The sequence below is a fragment of the Allobranchiibius sp. GilTou73 genome, from assembly GCF_021391335.1.
Taxonomy (GTDB): domain Bacteria; phylum Actinomycetota; class Actinomycetes; order Actinomycetales; family Dermatophilaceae; genus Allobranchiibius; species Allobranchiibius huperziae.
Genome location: NZ_CP090051.1, coordinates 535427 through 552571, shown reverse-complemented (window position 1 = coordinate 552571; position 17145 = coordinate 535427). Strand labels below are relative to the sequence as shown.

16 protein-coding genes are annotated in these 17145 nt (G+C 70.5%); 8 read left to right on the top strand and 8 right to left on the bottom strand.

Annotated elements, in window-relative coordinates; genetic code table 11:
- Window positions 1-168 precede the first annotated feature (168 nt).
- Window positions 169-411: a hypothetical protein gene (locus LVQ62_RS02660; protein WP_233764471.1), complete on the bottom strand. Its 243-nt coding sequence runs from the start codon at window positions 409-411 to the stop codon at window positions 169-171.
- 338 nt (window positions 412-749) lie between these two features.
- Here LVQ62_RS02660 and LVQ62_RS02655 point away from each other — a divergent pair, with 338 nt between their 5' ends.
- Window positions 750-1532, top strand: a complete 783-nt coding sequence (locus LVQ62_RS02655; RefSeq protein ID WP_233764469.1) for a hypothetical protein — start codon at window positions 750-752, stop codon at window positions 1530-1532.
- A gap of 49 nt (window positions 1533-1581) precedes the next feature.
- Here LVQ62_RS02655 and LVQ62_RS02650 read toward each other — a convergent pair whose 3' ends face one another.
- Both LVQ62_RS02650 and LVQ62_RS02645 read right to left on the bottom strand, forming a co-directional pair.
- Entirely contained in the window at window positions 1582-2211 is a 630-nt protein-coding gene (locus LVQ62_RS02650; RefSeq protein WP_233764454.1) for a DUF998 domain-containing protein, read from the bottom strand.
- Between the two features lie 76 nt (window positions 2212-2287).
- On the bottom strand, window positions 2288-2887 hold the full coding sequence (locus tag LVQ62_RS02645; RefSeq protein ID WP_233764452.1) for a TetR family transcriptional regulator: 600 nt from the start codon (window positions 2885-2887) through the stop codon (window positions 2288-2290).
- Between the two features lie 73 nt (window positions 2888-2960).
- On the opposite strand from LVQ62_RS02645, the gene LVQ62_RS02640 reads away from it, so the two are divergent.
- Window positions 2961-4559: an MFS transporter gene (locus tag LVQ62_RS02640; protein WP_233764441.1), complete on the top strand. Its 1599-nt coding sequence runs from the start codon at window positions 2961-2963 to the stop codon at window positions 4557-4559.
- A 69-nt stretch (window positions 4560-4628) separates the two neighbouring features.
- Here the strand turns inward: LVQ62_RS02640 and LVQ62_RS02635 are convergent, their stop codons facing one another.
- A complete protein-coding gene (locus LVQ62_RS02635) occupies window positions 4629-5558 on the bottom strand; it encodes a YCF48-related protein (protein WP_233764433.1) in 930 nt (309 codons plus the stop codon).
- An 84-nt stretch (window positions 5559-5642) separates the two neighbouring features.
- Between LVQ62_RS02635 and LVQ62_RS02630 the strand changes: the two genes are divergently transcribed.
- The 3 genes from LVQ62_RS02630 to LVQ62_RS02620 are packed head-to-tail and all read left to right on the top strand — an operon-like array spanning window position 5643 to window position 9243.
- A complete protein-coding gene (locus LVQ62_RS02630; RefSeq protein WP_233764431.1) occupies window positions 5643-7286 on the top strand; it encodes an ABC-F family ATP-binding cassette domain-containing protein in 1644 nt (547 codons plus the stop codon).
- Window positions 7287-7331: 45 nt separating this feature from the next.
- On the top strand, window positions 7332-8291 hold the full coding sequence (locus LVQ62_RS02625; RefSeq protein ID WP_233764428.1) for an NAD(P)/FAD-dependent oxidoreductase: 960 nt from the start codon (window positions 7332-7334) through the stop codon (window positions 8289-8291).
- Window positions 8292-8337: 46 nt separating this feature from the next.
- Entirely contained in the window at window positions 8338-9243 is a 906-nt protein-coding gene (locus LVQ62_RS02620; protein WP_233764425.1) for a haloalkane dehalogenase, read from the top strand.
- A 45-nt stretch (window positions 9244-9288) separates the two neighbouring features.
- Here LVQ62_RS02620 and LVQ62_RS02615 read toward each other — a convergent pair whose 3' ends face one another.
- Window positions 9289-10116 (bottom strand): formate/nitrite transporter family protein, encoded by an 828-nt coding sequence (locus LVQ62_RS02615; protein ID WP_233764423.1) that lies wholly within the window; start codon window positions 10114-10116, stop codon window positions 9289-9291.
- A 145-nt stretch (window positions 10117-10261) separates the two neighbouring features.
- On the opposite strand from LVQ62_RS02615, the gene uvrA reads away from it, so the two are divergent.
- The gene (gene uvrA / locus LVQ62_RS02610) at window positions 10262-12739 is read left to right on the top strand and encodes an excinuclease ABC subunit UvrA (protein ID WP_233764421.1); all 2478 of its coding nucleotides are present in this window, start codon (window positions 10262-10264) and stop codon (window positions 12737-12739) included.
- A 62-nt stretch (window positions 12740-12801) separates the two neighbouring features.
- On the opposite strand, the gene LVQ62_RS02605 is transcribed toward uvrA, so the two are convergent.
- The 3 genes from LVQ62_RS02605 to LVQ62_RS02595 form a co-directional block, all read right to left on the bottom strand.
- Window positions 12802-13524 carry an SGNH/GDSL hydrolase family protein gene (locus LVQ62_RS02605; RefSeq protein WP_233764420.1) on the bottom strand — a complete coding sequence of 241 codons (723 nt, stop codon included), beginning with the start codon at window positions 13522-13524 and terminating at the stop codon, window positions 12802-12804.
- Window positions 13525-13534: 10 nt separating this feature from the next.
- Window positions 13535-13756 (bottom strand): hypothetical protein, encoded by a 222-nt coding sequence (locus LVQ62_RS02600; RefSeq protein WP_233764415.1) that lies wholly within the window; start codon window positions 13754-13756, stop codon window positions 13535-13537.
- Window positions 13757-13882: 126 nt separating this feature from the next.
- Window positions 13883-14779: an undecaprenyl-diphosphate phosphatase gene (locus LVQ62_RS02595; RefSeq protein ID WP_179478309.1), complete on the bottom strand. Its 897-nt coding sequence runs from the start codon at window positions 14777-14779 to the stop codon at window positions 13883-13885.
- A 137-nt stretch (window positions 14780-14916) separates the two neighbouring features.
- Between LVQ62_RS02595 and LVQ62_RS02590 the strand changes: the two genes are divergently transcribed.
- Window positions 14917-15330 carry an MmcQ/YjbR family DNA-binding protein gene (locus tag LVQ62_RS02590; RefSeq protein ID WP_233764412.1) on the top strand — a complete coding sequence of 138 codons (414 nt, stop codon included), beginning with the start codon at window positions 14917-14919 and terminating at the stop codon, window positions 15328-15330.
- 30 nt (window positions 15331-15360) lie between these two features.
- Window positions 15361-17124: an arginine--tRNA ligase gene (argS, locus tag LVQ62_RS02585; protein ID WP_233764407.1), complete on the top strand. Its 1764-nt coding sequence runs from the start codon at window positions 15361-15363 to the stop codon at window positions 17122-17124.
- Window positions 17125-17145 lie beyond the last annotated feature (21 nt).

The window sequence follows — 17145 nt, the reverse complement described above, 5'->3', positions numbered from 1 at the left end:
CGGCCTGGTGTCGGCACCGCCATGCTGTGGACACGAATGCCGATGATCTGTAAGGGCTCTAGTCACTTCGGTGGCTCTGCTGATCGTGCGGTTGGCGGCAGCTGGTGGCGCGGGTGCCTGAGCGGCTTAAAGGTGCCGCAATCTTGCTTCGACAAAGCTCAGAAACAGCTAGTTCCCCCTGACGTTCATCTGCTCGATGTTCTTGTTCAGCCGCTCCAACTGCTCCGAGATATCGAGAAGCGTGTCCACTGTCAGCATCTGCATGATGATGGCCGCGTACTCCTCCCAGTTCCCACCCATGAAGCTGGTGCCGGCGAGCTTGCCCTTATCGAACGGCTTCTTGTACTTGCCACTGGTGTTTTTGAGGCTGTCGAGAATAGCTGCGCGCTCTTCGGCGCTGGCAAGAGTCATATAGAGAACCTACAGGCTGACTGCGCAACGGGTGTGAGTTTGGGGAGTGCGTTCGCCTCCACGAGGTGGAGCGCCATGGGCCGGTCGTCGACCGGGATGGAAGGTCAGTGGCCGAGCGGACCAGCCCACGCCGTCCCTGACAGCGTCGGCACACCCTCGTTGCTCACCGTTCGTCGACCGGTTCAAGCCGCCTGCCCGTCCCGCGGGTTGGGGGCCGTCGAAGCAGGGCGATCGAACAGTCGGGCCTGGGGAGATGCATCTCTTTCATATATCGGGGCCGACGGTATAAAACGATCTATCCGGCCCTGAAAGGGGGCTGTGCGAGAAAGGCAAGGACTATGAGTGCAGCATTGAAGCTGAGGGTCGCAGGCTCCCTCGCTGCTGCGGGAGCACTCGCGCTCTCCGGAGGATCCGCATCGGCCGCGTGCTGGCCGCACGGGCCGCAGTCGTACACCTGCACCGGCGGTTCGATCCCGTCGGGCACCTATTCGAAACTCAAGGTCGAGGGCGCGTGCAATGTGGTGCCCGACGCCAAGATCCGCGTCCTCGGCAACGTCCACGTCGCAGCCGGCGCGGAGTTCGACGCGCAGAGCGCGCCGTCGACGATCACCGTTCGCGGGAACGTCGTCGGTGACGAGGGTTCGTTGGTCGGCCTGGGCTGTGAGCCCATGTCGTACACAGGCAATTCGGCGCACCCGTGCACCGTCGAGCCGGACGCCCACTCCACCATCACCATCCGCGGCAACGTCCGGGCCACCGACGCCGCCGCCGTGCTGCTGAACGGCGTCACGATCTTCGGACACGTCACGCTGCGCGGCGGAGGCTCGCAGATCCCGTGGGCGATCAAGAACAACACCATCCGCGGCAACCTCACCGCGAGCGGGCAGAAGACCGACTGGCTGGGCGTCCTCTTCAACAAGGTCGGCGGCAGCGTGACGCTGACCGACATCGCGCTGAGCGACCCCGACCCGGGCGCCCCCGGCGTCTTCATCGTCCGCAACACCATCGGGTGGGACCTGCGCTGCAGCGGGCTGACCCCTGGAGTGTCCGGCGGGTTCGTCCCCGGCAGCGTCAACGTCGTCGGCCACAAGGCGACGGGTCAGTGCGCGTCCCTGGTCTGACTGGGCGTCGTACGTCGGCCAACAGGACGGCGCTCCCGGCGGACGGGCGCTAGCGACCGCGACGCGACAGCCGCGTCCACGCGAACGCCGCCGTGCCGAGCAGCACCGGCCAGAGCGCGAGACGTTCGAGGCCTCCGGAGACGGGACTGTCTCCGGAGGCCACGAACGCGACTGCCGCGGCTGCGGTGACGGCCCCCGTCGCCAGGAGTACGCGGGCGAGGCGCGGCTGCTCGTCGCGCAGTCGAACTCCGAGCACGATGAGGGCGATCGGCTGCGCGACGAAGAGCGGTGTCGCGGCGATCGCGTGCAGCGTGCCGTCCTGGTCCAGCGGCGCGAGGCCGGTGGCGACCGAGCTCAGCCCGGAGACCACCAGCAGGCCGGCTGCCCACGGCCCCAACGGGCGGAGCAGCAGCGCCGAGCCGCCGGCCAGCAGCACCCCGAAGGTCATGAACGAGCCGTTCATCACCCCGTGCCGCGGCGAGCAGTACGCCACCGAGCACCCGACCTCACCGAGCCGGCTGACCGAGTCGCCCAGGAAGCTGTAGCCGCCCTTGGTCGCCACCGCGACCACGAGCTCCGTGCCGATGTACGCCGGCCGGACGAGGAGTGCCAACGCTCCCCAGCGCTCGAGCGCAGAACCGGTGACCAACGTGTCGTGCCGCTCCAAGCTTGCGTCCATGTGGTCACCGTAGGGCGTGCCGGATCTGGTCTCATGCCCGGTGAGTCGGCCGGCGCGTTCCGTCGTCGCGGCCGATCTACCGGGAGCGACCGCGGCGCTCCAGATGCGGGGCCAGCATGGGTGCCAGGGTGGCGACGATCTGTTCGCGGCTCATCGACGCCATCGGCTCGGCCCCCATCACGTAGCGGGAGAAGATCAGCCCGCCCATCACGGTGACCACGGCGGTCGCGTGCAGCGACGCGTCCGGGCCGCCGATGTGCTCGCGCAACCGACCATGCACCTCTGTGCTGATGAAGGTGCCCAGCGTCCGCCGCAGGCCGGAGTCGTCGTTGGCGGAGCGCAGCACGGCGAGCAGCGGGCCGCTGAAGACCGGCTGATCCCACAGAGTGACGGCGGTCCCCACCAGCCGCTCGGCGACGTGGTCGGCCCCGGCCGCGAAGACTTTGTCCATGACCTCGCCGGGGGTCATCGCGATCGCGAGCACATGCCCGAAGAGCGCTTCCTTGGTGCCGAAGTGGTAATTCACCAGGGAGTGGTCCACGCCTGCATCTCGGGCAATCGCGCGGACGGAGACGGCGGCGTACCCGTCCTGCTCGAACCGCGTCCGAGCTGCGGCGATGATGCGTTCTCGGGCGTCACTGCCGCCGCTGGGGCGTCCGGCGCGGTTATTCACCATGGATGACATCCTGCGCCGCTCGGTCGCAGAGTGCAACGCATCGCACGCACTCCCACGTCGGGCAGGAACTCTCATGTCGCATCCCACCTCCACCTCCCACACGAGCACCAGGGCCACGCTGCCGGTCATCCTGCTGGCGCTGGCCACCGTCGTCTCGGCCGTGTCGTCGCTGCTGTCGGCGTTGCCGTCGATCGCCGTCGACACCCACGCGTCGCAGACGCAGCTGACCTGGATCGTCGACGCGTACGCGCTGGCCTTCGCCTCGCTGCTGCTGCCCGCAGGCGCGCTCGGCGACCGGTTCGGCCGCCGCCGCACGCTGATGGTCGGGCTGGCCATCTTCGCCGTGGCCGGCGCGGTCCCGCTGATTCAGGACGACACGTCGACCCTCATCGTCGTCCGCGCCGCGATGGGTGTGGCAGCGGCGCTCGTCATGCCCGCCACCCTCTCGACGATCACCTCGTCGTTTCCCCGCGAACGCCGCGAGGTGGCCGTGGCCACCTGGGCCGGTGTCGCGGCGGTGGGCGCCGTCCTCGGGTTGTTCATCGCCGGGTTCGTCCTGCGGTGGTGGCAGTGGCACTCCGTCTTCCTGGCGAGCGCCGTCATGGCGGTGATCGCCCTGATCGGCGTCGTCGTCGCCGTCCCGGAGTCGGCTGCGCCCGACGAGGCGTCCAACGACCCGCTCGGCGCACTGCTGTCGGTGAGCGCTCTCGTGCTCTTTGTCTACGCGATCGTCGAGGCGCCCACGACGGGGTGGACCTCCGCGTCGACCCTTGCCAGCATTGGCGCCTCGGTGCTGGTGGGCGTGCTCTTCCTCGCCTGGGAGGCCCGCGCATCGCGACCGCTGCTCGCGCTGCGCCACTTCCGCAACGTCGGCTTCTCCACCGGGTCGCTGTCCCTGGCGGCCATGTTCTTCGGGTTCTTCGGCTTCATCCTGCTTTTCCTGCAGTATCTGCAGCTGGTGCGCGGTGACAGCCCGCTGGAGGCGGCCTGCGCGATGCTGCCGCTGCCGCTCGGACTGATGCCGGCCGCCCGCGGGCTCGCCCCACGCCTGGACGGGCGCATCGGCCAGTGGCTGCAGAGCGCGCTGGGGCTCGGCACCATGGCGGTCGCGCTGGTGTGGCTGTCCCGCGCGGACGGCAGCACGTCGTACTGGGTCGTCGCGATCGGGCTGTTCGTGCTGGGTGTCGGGGGAGGGCTCGCCATGCCGGCGGCCACCACCGCGATCACGAAGGCACTCCCGAAGGCGGAGCAGGGCGTGGCGTCCGCCGTCAACGACCTGTCGCGCGAGCTCGGCGGCGCGGTCGGGATCGCGGCGCTGTCCAGCGTGGCGACCTCGGTCTACCGCGACCATCTCGACCTGCGGGCGATCCCGCCGCAGCTGCGTCACCTGGTGCTCGAGTCGGCGGCGGCAGGTACGCACGCGCCGGTGGCCGGAGTGCGGTCGGCCGCGCTGACGGCGTACACGACGGGACTGCAGCACGGCCTGCTCACCGCGGCCGGTCTGCTCGCCGCGGCGGCAGTCGTGCTGGCCGGGTCGGCCCTCCTGCGACCCGCCCGATCGCCGCGGCCGGCGGCGCCGGCCGATCAGGGGGAGGCGGCGGTCAGCGCTGCAGCACCGCTACCCGGCCCAGATCGCCGGACGCCCAGCATGCTCCGTCGTGAGCGCAGCTGACCGTGTCGAACTGCCCGGTGTCGAAGGTGTGCCAGTCGCGGCCCGCGTCGTAGGAGATGTCCGACCCGGTCAGTCCGACCGAGATGACCGTGGCGAACGTACGCGGCACGAACGTGACACCGGAGCGATAGCCGGACGGCTGGTAGGTGGCGCTGATCCACTTCGAACCGAACAGGGAGTACGCCGCGACGTTGGTGTTCGCCGCCGGTGCGTTGAAGTCGCCGCCCACCGCGACGCCGAGGAACGGCGTACGGAACGCGAGGCCGAAGACCCCGCGCTCGCGGAGCTGACGATCGGGGTGGACTGTGCCGTCCAGGTGAGGCCGCCGTCGCGGGAGTGGTAGATCCGCGAGACGGCGCCGCCGCCGGAGCCGAACCACGCGTCGCGGCCGAGGGTCGTGATGCACTCACCGCTCGCGGCGAACCCGGCCTCGCCGGTCTGGGCCGGCGGCATGCCGGCGTTCGGGAGCACCCGCCAGCTGCGGCCGCCGTCGCGGGTGGACAGGATCCGGAAGCGTCCGTCGACCGGGTCGCTGAGCACCAGCCCGTGCTGCCGGTCGGAGAAGGACATGCAGTCGAAGAACGCGGCCGGGTCGGTGTTGGTGTAGGAGAGCTGCCAGGTGCGGCCGCCGTCGGAGGTCGCGTAGAGCCGCGAGTCGGTGCCGGTGCCGGCCGCCATGGCGACCGCGTGGGTCGCGTCGGTGGCCGAGATGTCGCGGAACTGCAGCGTGGAGGCGCCCGCCGGTGACCGGTTCTCCCACGTACGACCGCCGTCGACCGTCCGCAGCACCGTGCCGTCGTACCCGCCCAGCCACGCGACCTGGCGGCTGACCGCGGCCAGACCGCGGAAGTGGCTCGTGGATCCGGTGGGCAGCAGCTGCCACGAAAACCCCTGCGGTCGTTGTCGATCGACGGCTGCGTGCGCGGGGGACGCGACGACGAGTCCCAGCACGGCGAACACGGCGGACAGCGTGACCAGGAGTCGAGCTCGCAGCACCATGTCGTCACGCTACTGCCGGTCGTACAGCGGAGGCCAGGGTCCGTGATCGTCGGAGGCCGGCCGGCGCGCAACTACGATCTCCGGGTGAGCGCGAGCCTGGTGACCAAGAATCTCGCCGGCGGGCACGCGCACCGCACGCTCTTCAGCGCCTTGGACCTGACCGTCGCGCCCGGTGACGTGGTCGGTGTGGTCGGTGCCAACGGCGCCGGCAAGACCACCCTGCTGCGGATCCTCGCCGGTGATCTGGAGCCGCTGGACGGCACGGTGTCCACCTCGACCAGCGACGCGTTCGTGGGGTGGCTCCCCCAGGAGCACGAACGGATACCGGGCGAGACGCTGGGTCGGTTCGTGGCCCGGCGTACCGGCGCCGAGGAGGCGACGTCGGCCATGGAGCAGGCGGCGGCCGCCCTCGGTGCCGACCAGCCGCCGCGCGGGGCCGATAACGCGTACGCGGTGAGCTTCGACCGTTGGATGGCCAGCGGTGCGCCGGATCTGGACGACCGGCTTCCGGCGGTCCTGGCCGACCTCGGTCTCGACGTGGGCCCGGACGCTCTGATGACGTCACTCTCGGGTGGGCAGGCCGCCCGCGCGGCGTTGGCCTCACTGATGCTCAGCCGTTTCGATCTGGTGATGCTCGACGAGCCCACCAACGATCTGGACCTGGCCGGGCTGGACCGGCTCGAGGGGTTCGTCCGAGAGCTGCGCGCCGGAGTCGTGCTCGTCTCCCATGACCGAGAGTTCCTCTCCCGGGTGGTGACCCGGGTGGTCGAGCTCGATCTGGCCCAGCGTCAGGTCGCGGTCTACGACGGCGGGTACGACGCGTTCCTGGAGGAGCGGGCCATCGCGCGCCGGCATGCCCGGGAGGCCTACGAGGAGTTCGCCGACAAGAAGGCCGATCTCGTCAGCCGCGCTCGCACCCAACGGGAGTGGAGCTCCCAAGGCGTCCGCAACGCGATGAAGAAGTCGCCGGACAACGACAAGATCCGCCGCAAGGCGCAGTCGGAGTCCTCGGAGAAGCAGGGACAGAAGGTCCGCCAGATGGAGTCACGCATCGCGCGTCTGGAGGAGGTGGCGGAGCCGCGCAAGGAGTGGGCGTTGCAGTTCACGATCGCCGGGGCGCCGCGGTCCAGCTCCGTCGTCGCCACGCTCGACGAAGCCACCGCGACGCTCGGCGGCTTCACCCTCGGCCCGGTGACCCTTCAGATCAGCGCGGGCGACCGGATTGGCGTCACCGGTCCGAACGGTGCTGGCAAGTCCACGCTGCTGCGGCTGCTGCTCGGACGGCTCGCTCACTCGACAGGTCGGGCGGGCCTCGGCGCCTCGGTCGCCGTGGGGGAGATCGACCAGGTCCGCACCGGACTGGCCGAGGACCTGCCGCTCGGCGATGCGTTCGAGACCGTGATGCCCCAGATGAATCCCGCCGACATCCGCACGCTGCTCGCCAAGTTCGGTCTCAAGGCCGACCAGGTCACCAGCCCCGTCAGCCGGCTCTCGCCGGGGGAGCGCACGCGTGCCGCGATGGCGCTGCTGCAGGCACGCGGGGTCAACCTCCTGGTGCTCGACGAGCCCACCAACCACCTCGACCTGCCGGCCATCGAGCAGCTCGAGGAGGCTCTCGAGTCGTACGACGGAGCCCTGCTGCTCGTCTCGCACGACCGTCGACTGCTGGACAACGTCCGCCTCGACCACCGCTGGCAGGTGCAGGACGGCGTGGTCACGTCCCTCTAGCCGGGCTGCCGCGCCGCGCGCCGACCGGCTGTGCAGGATGGGTGCATGGATCCCGTGGTCGTCGTCGGTGGAGGCATCTCAGGGGTCGCGTGCGCGCGGGCGTTGACCGAGGGCGGTGTCGACGTCGGGCTGCTCGACCAGGGCCGCCGCCTCGGCGGACGGATGGCCGTGCGCACGGTCGACGGTCACGCGGTCGACACCGGTGCGTCGTACTTCACGGTGAGCGACGACCGGTTCGCCGCCGTCGTCGCCGACTGGCAGGCGCGCGGGCTCGCCCGCGAATGGACCGACACCTTCGAGGTGTACGACGACGGCGAGCGTGGCGACTCGAAGCAAGGCTCGATGCGCTGGGCGTCGCCGAGCGGGTTGCGTTCGCTCGTCGAGGATCTGGCGGCGGGTCTACGCACGGAACAGGTCACGGTGCAGGCCGTGACGCGGGACGAGCAGACCGGTGCCCTCGCGGTGGACGGACGACCGGCCGGCACGGTGGTGCTGGCGATGCCGGACCCGCAGGCGCGTCGCCTGCTCGACCCGTCGCTGCACTCACGGTCGGTGCTCACCGACGACTACGCCCCGACGCTGGCGTTGCTCGTAGAGTGGGAACGCCGTTCGTGGCACCAGGGATTCGACGGTGCATTCGTCAACGGTGACCCGCATCTGACCTGGATCGCCGACGACGGCGCTCGCCGCGGCGACGGTGCTCCGGTGCTGGTCGCTCACGCGACCGAGGACCTGGCCAGGCAGCATCTCGCCGACCCGGACGCGGCCGAGCCGGTGATGCTCGCATCGCTCACCGGCCTGCTCGACATTCGTGACCGGCCGACCTGGTCACGCGTGCAGCGCTGGTCGTTCGCGCACCCCGCGGGCACCCGCGAGGACGCCTTCCACCTCGGCGACGACGGCATCGGCTTCTGCGGTGACTCGTGGTCGGACAAGCCGCGCGTGGAGGCGGCATGGCTGTCGGGGACGCAGCTCGCCGACGCGATCCTCGACCGACGCCGGTGACGGTGCCGCGCCCGATGAACCGCGTCGTGCTGGGAGGCTGACGGGCATGGAGGTCTACCGCACCCCCGATGCCGCCTTCGCGCAACTGCCGGACTTTCCATGGGAGCCGGCGTACGCGCAGGTCGCGGATCCGGACGGCGGGACGATGCGGATGGCGTACGTCGACGTCGGGCCCGTCGACGGACCGGTGGCTCTGCTGCTGCACGGCGAGCCGTCCTGGTCCTTCCTCTACCGCCAGGTGATTCGCGTGCTCGCGGACCACGGGATCCGTTGTGTGGCACCCGATCTGATCGGGTTCGGGCGGTCGGACAAGCCGCTGCACGCGTCCGACTACTCCTACGCCCGGCTGGTCGAGTGGACCCGCGAGCTGGTGCTGGAGCACCTGCAACTGCGCGAGATCACCCTGGTCGGCCAGGACTGGGGCGGACTGATCGGGCTGAGGCTGCTCGCCGAGCACCCCGACCGCTTCGTCCGCGTGGTCGCGGCCAACACCGGACTGCCGACCGGCGACGTCGACATGCCGGAGGTCTGGTGGCGATTCCGCCGCGCCGTGGAGAAGGCGCAGGTGCTCGACATCGGTCGGCTGGTCGACGGTGGGTGCGCGCGCCCGATGACCCCGCAGGTGCGCGCCGCGTACGACGCGCCGTTCCCGGACGAACGCGCCAAGGCGGGTCCGCGCGCGATGCCCGGCCTCGTGCCGACCCGACCCGACGACCCGGCCAGTGACGCGAATCGTGCCGCGTGGCTGATGCTCTCGACCTGCGAACTGCCCTTCCTGCTGCCGTTCAGCGACGCCGATCCGATCACTGCGGCGATGGCACCCATCCTGCGCCGGCACGTCCCGGGCGCCCGGGATCGGAGTCACCCCACGATCGAGCGCGCCGGTCACTTCCTGCAGGAGGACGCGGGTCCGGAACTGGGCCAGGTCATCACGCAGTTCATGCAGCGCTGACACCGGCGCGAGTGCCCCTCGTCGACCGTCGGATGCGGCCTCGACTCAGCCGGTCTGACCCTCGTCGCGGCTCTCGGCGATGCGGTGCGACGTACGCAGCAGGCGCAGGCCGGTGACGAGCACCAGCCCGCCGACCAGGTTGCCGAACGCCGACCAGCCGAGAGCACCCAGCCAGTCGAGGTAGCCGTAATCCGCTCGACCGGTCAGCAGCCCGGCGAACATCAGGATCGAGTCCAGTACGGAGTGGAAGAGCTGGGCTCCGACGAGCACGAACGACATCATGACCGCTGCCATGGCTCGGACCCCGAGGTTCTCCGTCGCGTGCTGCATCCGGGTCAGCAGCGTGATGACCGCTCCGGCGAGCACCGCGAGGAAGAACGAGCGAAAGGAGACGCCGAGGTGGGCGTAGTGGGAGCCCGCCTTGATCGCGGCGTCGTGTACGTCGGGCAGGGCCACCACGATCATCCCCGCCATGGCGAAACCGGCGACCAGGTTGGCGGCCAGCGTCACGACCCACAGCCGCACCAGTTGCGTGAGGGTGCCCACCTTGGCGACCACGGAGATGACCGGCACGAGGAAGTTCTCGGTGAACAGCTCGCTGCTGGCCAACAGCAGCGCCACGAAGCCGATGGTGAACGCCAGCGAGGCCAGCAGGGCGTTGTCCGTCTTCGCCTCCACGACCAGGTAGATCAGCACCCCCACTCCGACGTCGACACCGCCCAGGAAACCGGTCGACAGCAGCGGGAGTAGCGGCCGGTCCAGCCGGTCGTGACCCTCGTCGACCAGTCGTTCATAGGCCTGCTCCAGCTCCGGCTCGTCACGCGAGCCCTTGGCCGAGGTGATGCTCCGGGAACCGCCGGAGTCTCCGTTCACGCGCGCGGCCGCGGCCGGCGTGATGGGTGCGTCATGACGCCACGCTATGTGCCGCGGGGGAGCCCTGCTCGGGTCGGCGCTCGCGTGGACGACGCAGCATTCGAGCGAATGCTGCAAGAAGCACCGCGGGCGGTTAGATGGACATGTGCCCGATGACCCGATCGACCACTTCGTTCACGTCCGCGGAGCCAGCGAGCACAACCTCAAGCACATCGACGTCGACCTCCCGCGCGACGCGATGGTCGCCTTCACCGGAGTCTCCGGATCCGGCAAGTCCTCGCTGGCCTTCGGCACGCTCTACGCCGAGGCGCAGCGGCGCTACTTCGAGTCGGTGGCGCCGTACGCGCGCAGGTTGCTGCAGCAGGTGGGCGCGCCGCACGTGCAGGAGATCACCGGGCTGCCACCGGCAGTGGCATTGCAGCAACGGCGCGGCGCACCGAGCTCCCGCTCGACGGTCGGCACGCTGACCACGCTGTCTAACCTGCTGCGGATGCTCTACTCGCGCGCCGGCACCTACCCGCAGGGCGCGAAACGGTTAGGCGCAGAGGCGTTCTCGCCGAACACCGCGGCCGGCGCGTGCCCGGTGTGCCACGGGCTCGGCGAGGTGCACGACGTGGCCGAAGACCTGCTCGTGCCGGACCCGTCGCTCAGCATCCGTGACGGCGCGATCGCCGCGTGGCCGGGAGCCTGGCAGGGCAAGAACCTTCTGCGCATCACCAAGACCGTCGGCATCGACGTCGACGTCACGTGGCGCGACCTGGCCCGCAAGGACCGCGACTGGCTGCTCTACACCGACGAGCAGCCGCGGGTGCTCATCGATCGCCGCGGCGAGGCCGACGACTCCACCGGCCGCGACTACTACGGCACCTTCTGGAGCGCGCGCAAATACGTGCGGCACACGCTGGCCGACACCAAGAGCCAGATGATGCGCGACAAGGCGATGCGCTTCGTCCGCAGCGACACCTGCACCGCGTGCGGTGGCACCGGGTTGCAGCCCGACTCGCTGGCGGTCACCGTCCGCGGCCTGAACATCGCGGCGATGAACGCGCTCTCGTTCGTCGAGCTGATCGCGCTCCTGCGGCCGGTCGCCGAGCTGACGCGCGCGGGCGCCGCGACGTCGTACGCCGACTCCGGGGAAGCGACCGAGGTGGCGGTGCGCCTCGCCGGCGACCTGGTGAGCCGAGTCCAGGTGCTGCTCGACCTCGGGCTGGGCTACCTGTCGCTGGGGCGCAGCTCCACGACGCTGTCGCCCGGCGAGGCGCAGCGGCTGCGCATCGCCACCCAGCTGCGGTCGGGTCTCTTCGGGGTGGTCTACGTCCTCGACGAGCCGTCCGCGGGGCTGCACCCCGCCGACGCCGCGCCCCTGCTGGACGTGCTGGACCGGCTGAAGAGCTCGGGCAACTCCCTCTTCGTCGTCGAGCACGACCTGGACGTCGTACGCCGCGCCGACTGGATCATCGACATCGGCCCTGGGGCCGGCGAGCACGGGGGACAGGTGCTCTACTCCGGCCCGGTCGACGGCCTCGAGCAGGTCGAGGAGTCGGTCACCGGCGACTACCTCTTCGGTCGCGCGGAACCGCTCGAGCGCCCGGGTCGCACGCCGCACGGATGGCTGCACCTGCAGGGGATCACCCGGCACAACCTGTCCGACCTCAGCGTCGACGTGCCGCTGTGCGTGCTGACGGCCGTCACCGGCGTGTCCGGGTCGGGCAAGTCGACGCTGGTCACTCAGGTGTTGTCGGAGCTGGTGCGTCAGCACCTCGGGCAGGCGAGCGACGAGGAAGAGGACACGGCGTTCGCGGTGGACGTCGACGATGCCACCGGGCTGGAGTCGTTCGACCGGCTCGTGCGGGTCGACCAACGCCCGATCGGGCGGACTCCGCGTTCGAACCTCGCGACGTACACAGGGCTCTTCGATGCGGTGCGCAAGCTGTACGCCGCCACTCCGGAGGCCCGCGAGCGCGGGTACGGCGTGGGCCGGTTCTCCTTCAACGTCGCCGAGGGACGGTGCGAGACCTGCCAGGGCGAGGGGTTCGTGTCCGTCGAGCTGCTCTTCCTGCCCGGCACGTACGCGCCGTGCCCCACCTGCCACGGCGCGCGCTACAACGCGGAGACCCTGGAGATCGAGTACCGCGACAGGAACATCGCCGACGTGCTGGGCCTGTCGGTCGAGGAGGCCGCCGACTTCCTGGCCGACGTGCCTTCGGCCGCCCGCAGCCTGACCACGCTGCGCGAGGTCGGGCTGGGCTATCTGCGGCTGGGGCAGCCGGCGACCGAGCTCAGCGGCGGAGAGGCCCAGCGGATCAAACTGGCGACCGAGCTGCAGCGCGCCCGCCGCGGGCACGCGCTCTACCTGCTCGACGAGCCCACTGCCGGGTTGCACCCTGCCGACATCGCGCTGCTGGTGCGGCAGCTGCACCGGCTGGTCGACGCCGGCAACACCGTGGTGCTGGTCGAGCACGACCTGGACACCATCGCCAGCGCGGACTGGGTGATCGACCTCGGGCCGGGCGGCGGCGACGCGGGGGGCCGCGTGGTGGCGACCGGCACGCCCGAGGAGGTCGCCCGAGCCACCGGCAGTGCGACGGCGCCGTACCTGCGCGCCCGCCTGACCGACTCCTAGCCATCGGGGGGTGGAGTGATCGTCGAGAGGTGGAGACATGTCGCCACCTCTCGGTGGGTTCCCTACCCCTCGACGGGGGCGGCGAGCACCTGGCGGACGGTCGGTTCGAACGCCGCCGCGATCGCGGCGTACCCGGCGTCGTTGGGGTGGAAGTAGTCCGCCGCGAGCCGCCCGCGCCAGGACGAGGGCCCGGTGACGCGCAGGTCGACCATCACGATCCGACCGGAGGCGTCGGCCGCCTCGACGAAGACGTTCGCGGCGCGCGCGGGGCCGCTCGGCTGGGGGAGGGTGGCGACCAGGGATCCCGCCGGCACGCTCTCGACCAACCTGGAGTAAGCGGCGGGCAGGGCCGCGCGTCGCCTCCGCCCTCCGAAGAGATCGTTCGAACCCACCATCACGGTGACGAGGTCGTCGTCCCGTACGCCGAGCCGTTCCAGCGCCGGGAGCTGCTGCTCGAGGACGTCGGTCACGCAGGCCCCGGTCGCCGAGAGGTTGATGATCTGCAGGTCGTGGCCGTCGGCGGCGAGGCGGCCGGCGAGCTGCCCGACCCACCCGAGGTCGTACGCCGACGCGCCGATGCCCTGCGACATCGAGTCACCGAGCACGATCCAGCGGCGGCCCGGTCGGTCGATCGTGTCGACGTTCCGGGCGTGCCAGGCGTCCGCGTACGGGTTGGCCTGGCGCCACACCCGCCGTACGCCGGGCACGAGCGCGCTCATCGTGCGTACGACCCGCCCGGGTCCGCGCCCGGTGCGGTTGTCGTAGCCGAGACCCGGGTGTGCCACCCGCGTGGCTCTAGAGCTTGGTCATCTTGCGGAACGGCGTCTCGATGCGGCGCGTCGAGCTGCCGAAGTCGACCGTCAGGCCGCTCTTGTCCACTCCGACGACGCGGCCCATGCCGTAGGCGTCGTGGCAGACCCGATCAGCGAGTGCGAAGTCCTCGATCACCGGCTCCACCTGAGCCGCGAACGGGCTGTTGGCGAGACGGGGCCGGGGCTTGCCAGAAACGGATGCCATACCCACAGTGTGGGCGCTTTATTCGTCGTTGGCGAACATTGCAGGCTGTGGATCGCCATCGGCGGGCGGTTGTGGGCGTGTATGCCGACCGCCTGGGGCGCCGGTTCTGCGGGGTGTGGGCGGGTGTCAGGCGAAGCGGATGATGCTCACGATCCCGGCGATCAGGCAGTAGATCACGAACGGGTAGAGCGTGCGGGTGCGCAGGAAACGGGTGAGCCAGCGGGCTGCGGCGTACGCCGCGACGAAGGCGACCACGAAGCCCACGAGCACCTGACCGTGGATGCCCTTGCCCTCGGGTCCGAACAGCTCCGGCACCTTCAGGACGCCGGCGGCCAGGATGACCGGGGTCGCGAGCAGGAACGCGAAGTGCACCGCCCGCTCGTGGCTCCAGCCGCGCAGCAGGCCCGCGGAGATCGTCACGCCGGACCGGGAGATGCCGGGCAGGAGCGCCAGCGCTTGACTGGTGCCGATCGCGATCGCCTCGCCGAAACCGGTGCCCGAGAAGTCGAGTTCCGCGCCGCCGGCGTCGGCGGCGTGAGCGCGGACCGGCGTACGCCGCGCACGGCGGGTCAGCAGCTCCACGGCGAGCAGCACCAGGCCGTTCAGCGTCAGGAAGATCGCGGCGGCCAGCGGGTGGGAGAACAGGTGCCGCAGCGGCTTGTCCAGGACCAGTCCGATGATGCCGATCGGGATGGTGGCGGCGACCAGTAGGACCAACAGGCGCGAGCGCGGCGTACGCATCCGGCGGTCGCGCGCCAGGTCACCGACGCCGCCGAGCACCTGCAGCCAGTCCCGCCACTGGAAGGCGATCAGGGCGAACGCCGTCGCGACGTGCAGCGCGACGATGAAGGCGAGGAACGGCGTCGCGCTCTTGGATCCCTGCTGCGTCACCAGGTCCGACCAGGATCCGCCGATCCACGCGGGGACCAGCAGGGAGTGCCCGAGGCTCGAGACCGGGAACAGCTCGGTGACGCCTTGCAGCAGGCCCATGACGACGGCCTGCAGGTAGCTGAGGTGATTCACGGCTCGACTTTCATCGGTTTCGTCGGTTTCTCCGGTGCGGAGAGGGATGTGACATGCGACGGCGGACGGTAGCCGGGCTCCCCTGAAGACTGCCTGTGACCCACCCGCCGGACCGCTCGGCGACTAGCCTCTCAGAGATGGGTCGGAGGGCGACCGTCGCCGATGTCCACCGCCTCGCGGCGGCGATGCCGTACGCGCAGCGCACGGCGGGCACGCGGGAGAATCCCGTCTACCAGGTCGGGGGCAAGACGTTCGTCTTCTTCCGCAATCGGCGCCCGGACGCGGTCGATCCGGACACCGGCGAGCGCTACACCGACGTGATCATGCTGCGGGTGCCCGACGAGCAGGACAAGCAGGCGCTGGTGCAGGACCCGGCCTCACCGTTCTTCACCACTCCGCACTTCGAGGGTCACTCCTCGGTGCTGGTGCGTGCGAGTCGCATCGGCGAGGTGGCAGTCGACGAGCTGGCCGAGATCGTCGCGGACGCCTGGCTGTCCTGCGCCTCGGCGGCGCGGCAGCGGGCCTGGCTGGAGCAGCACCGACCGGAATGAGCCGGGTGCGCGGTCCCTATCCTTGCGGGCATGACTGACCCGATTGCCGCCCTCACTCCGCGCGTCCAGGAGGCGATGGCTGCCGCGTTCGGTGCCGACTGGGCCGAGGCCGACCCGGTGATCCGCCCGGCGAACAAGCGGCAGACCGATGCCGACGTGCAGGTCAACGCCGCGATGGCGGCCGGCAAGCGTCTGGGTCGCCCGCCGCGCGAGGTCGCGCAGGCGATCGTGGACCACCTCGATCACGGGGACCTGGTCGAGCAGGTCGAGATCGCCGGGCCCGGGTTCCTCAACGTCACCTTCTCCTCCGCCTGGATCGGCCGGGCGGCCACCGCGCTGCGCGAGGACGACCACCTCGGCGTCGTACGCCCGCCCCAGCAGACCGTCGTGGTCGACTACTCCTCGGTCAACGCGGCCAAGGAGATGCACGTCGCCCATCTGCGCAGCGCCGTCGTCGGCGACTCCCTCGTGCGGACCCTGGAGTACCTCGGTCACGACGTGATCCGCCAGAACCACCTCGGCGACTGGGGTACGCCGTTCGGGATGCTCATCGAGCATCTGCTCGAGGTGGGGGAGGACAGCGACGACGCCCGCCTGCTGCAGAGCGATCCTAACGCGTTCTACCGCGCGGCGCGGGGCAAGTTCACGACCGCCGAGAACGCCGAACCCGCAGGCAGCGTCGGCGATTTCGACGTGCGCTCCCGTCGCAGGGTCACCCTGTTGCAGGCCGGTGAGGAGGACACGCTGCGGCTGTGGCGGGAGATCCTCGAGCTGTCCCGGGTCTACCTCAACCGGGTCTACGGCGAGCTCGACATCACCCTGACCGACGACGACATCGCCGGCGAGTCGTCGTACAACGACGAACTGCCCGGGATCTGCGACGCGTTGCAGGAGAAGGGCCTGGCCGTCATCAGCGAGGGCGCGCTGTGCGTCTTCCTCGACGGCTACCGCGGCCGGGACGACAAGCCGCTGCCGCTGATCGTGCGCAAGTCCGACGGCGGATACGGCTACCCCGCAACGGATCTGGCCACCATCCGGCACCGCTCGCTCGACCTGCACGCCGACCGGGCGCTCTACGTCGTCGGGGCGCCGCAGCACCTGCACTTCCAGATGGTCTGGGAGACAGCGCGACTCGCGGGGTGGATCAAGGACACCGAGCCGATCCACGTGCAGATCGGCAACGTGGTGGGCACGGACGGCAAGATCCTGCGCACCCGCTCGGGAGAGGTCGCGGACCTGCAGCATCTCGTGGACGCCGCGTTCGCGAAGGCAGCTGAGGTCATCGCCGACTCACGCCCCGAGCTGGATGCCCAGACGCGCGACGTCATCTCCCACCAGGTCGGCGTCGCGGCGCTGAAGTACGCCGACCTCTCGGTCGCGCACGACAGCGGCTACACGTTCGACCTGGACCGGATGGTGGCGCTGACCGGCGACACGGGCCCCTATCTGCAGTACGCAACGACCCGGATCCGCTCGATCCTGGCCCGCGCCGGGGTGGTCGAGCCGGTCGGACCCATCGCCGTCCGTGAGCCGGCCGAGCGCGCTCTGGCGTTGCGGCTGCTGGACTTCGGCGCGGTCGTCGTGCAGGTCGGCGAGACGCTGGAGCCGCACCGACTGTGCACCTACCTGTCCGAGCTCGCCCAGACCTTCTCGACGTTCTACGAGCAGTGCCCGGTGGTCAAGGCCGAGGACGACGAGGTGCGCGAGTCACGCCTCGCCCTGTGCCATCTGACCCGGGCGGTGCTGGTCGACGGGCTGGGACTGCTCGGCATCACCGCGCCGGACCAGATGTAGCCGCAGCGGCCGACGACTGGG

What these genes read in the sequence shown, in the direction of transcription:
- LVQ62_RS02600 (WP_233764415.1), bottom strand. Translation starts at nt 13,756, where the DNA reads ATGGCATCCGTTTCTGGCAAGCCCCGGCCCCGTCTCGCCAACAGCCCG.
- LVQ62_RS02650 (WP_233764454.1), bottom strand. Translation starts at nt 2,211, where the DNA reads ATGGACGCAAGCTTGGAGCGGCACGACACGTTGGTCACCGGTTCTGCG.
- LVQ62_RS02655 (WP_233764469.1), top strand. Translation starts at nt 750, where the DNA reads ATGAGTGCAGCATTGAAGCTGAGGGTCGCAGGCTCCCTCGCTGCTGCG.
- argS (WP_233764407.1), top strand. Translation starts at nt 15,361, where the DNA reads ATGACTGACCCGATTGCCGCCCTCACTCCGCGCGTCCAGGAGGCGATG.
- LVQ62_RS02640 (WP_233764441.1), top strand. Translation starts at nt 2,961, where the DNA reads ATGTCGCATCCCACCTCCACCTCCCACACGAGCACCAGGGCCACGCTG.
- LVQ62_RS02620 (WP_233764425.1), top strand. Translation starts at nt 8,338, where the DNA reads ATGGAGGTCTACCGCACCCCCGATGCCGCCTTCGCGCAACTGCCGGAC.
- LVQ62_RS02635 (WP_233764433.1), bottom strand. Translation starts at nt 5,558, where the DNA reads ATGGTGCTGCGAGCTCGACTCCTGGTCACGCTGTCCGCCGTGTTCGCC.
- LVQ62_RS02625 (WP_233764428.1), top strand. Translation starts at nt 7,332, where the DNA reads ATGGATCCCGTGGTCGTCGTCGGTGGAGGCATCTCAGGGGTCGCGTGC.
- LVQ62_RS02590 (WP_233764412.1), top strand. Translation starts at nt 14,917, where the DNA reads ATGGGTCGGAGGGCGACCGTCGCCGATGTCCACCGCCTCGCGGCGGCG.
- LVQ62_RS02660 (WP_233764471.1), bottom strand. Translation starts at nt 411, where the DNA reads ATGACTCTTGCCAGCGCCGAAGAGCGCGCAGCTATTCTCGACAGCCTC.
- LVQ62_RS02645 (WP_233764452.1), bottom strand. Translation starts at nt 2,887, where the DNA reads ATGGTGAATAACCGCGCCGGACGCCCCAGCGGCGGCAGTGACGCCCGA.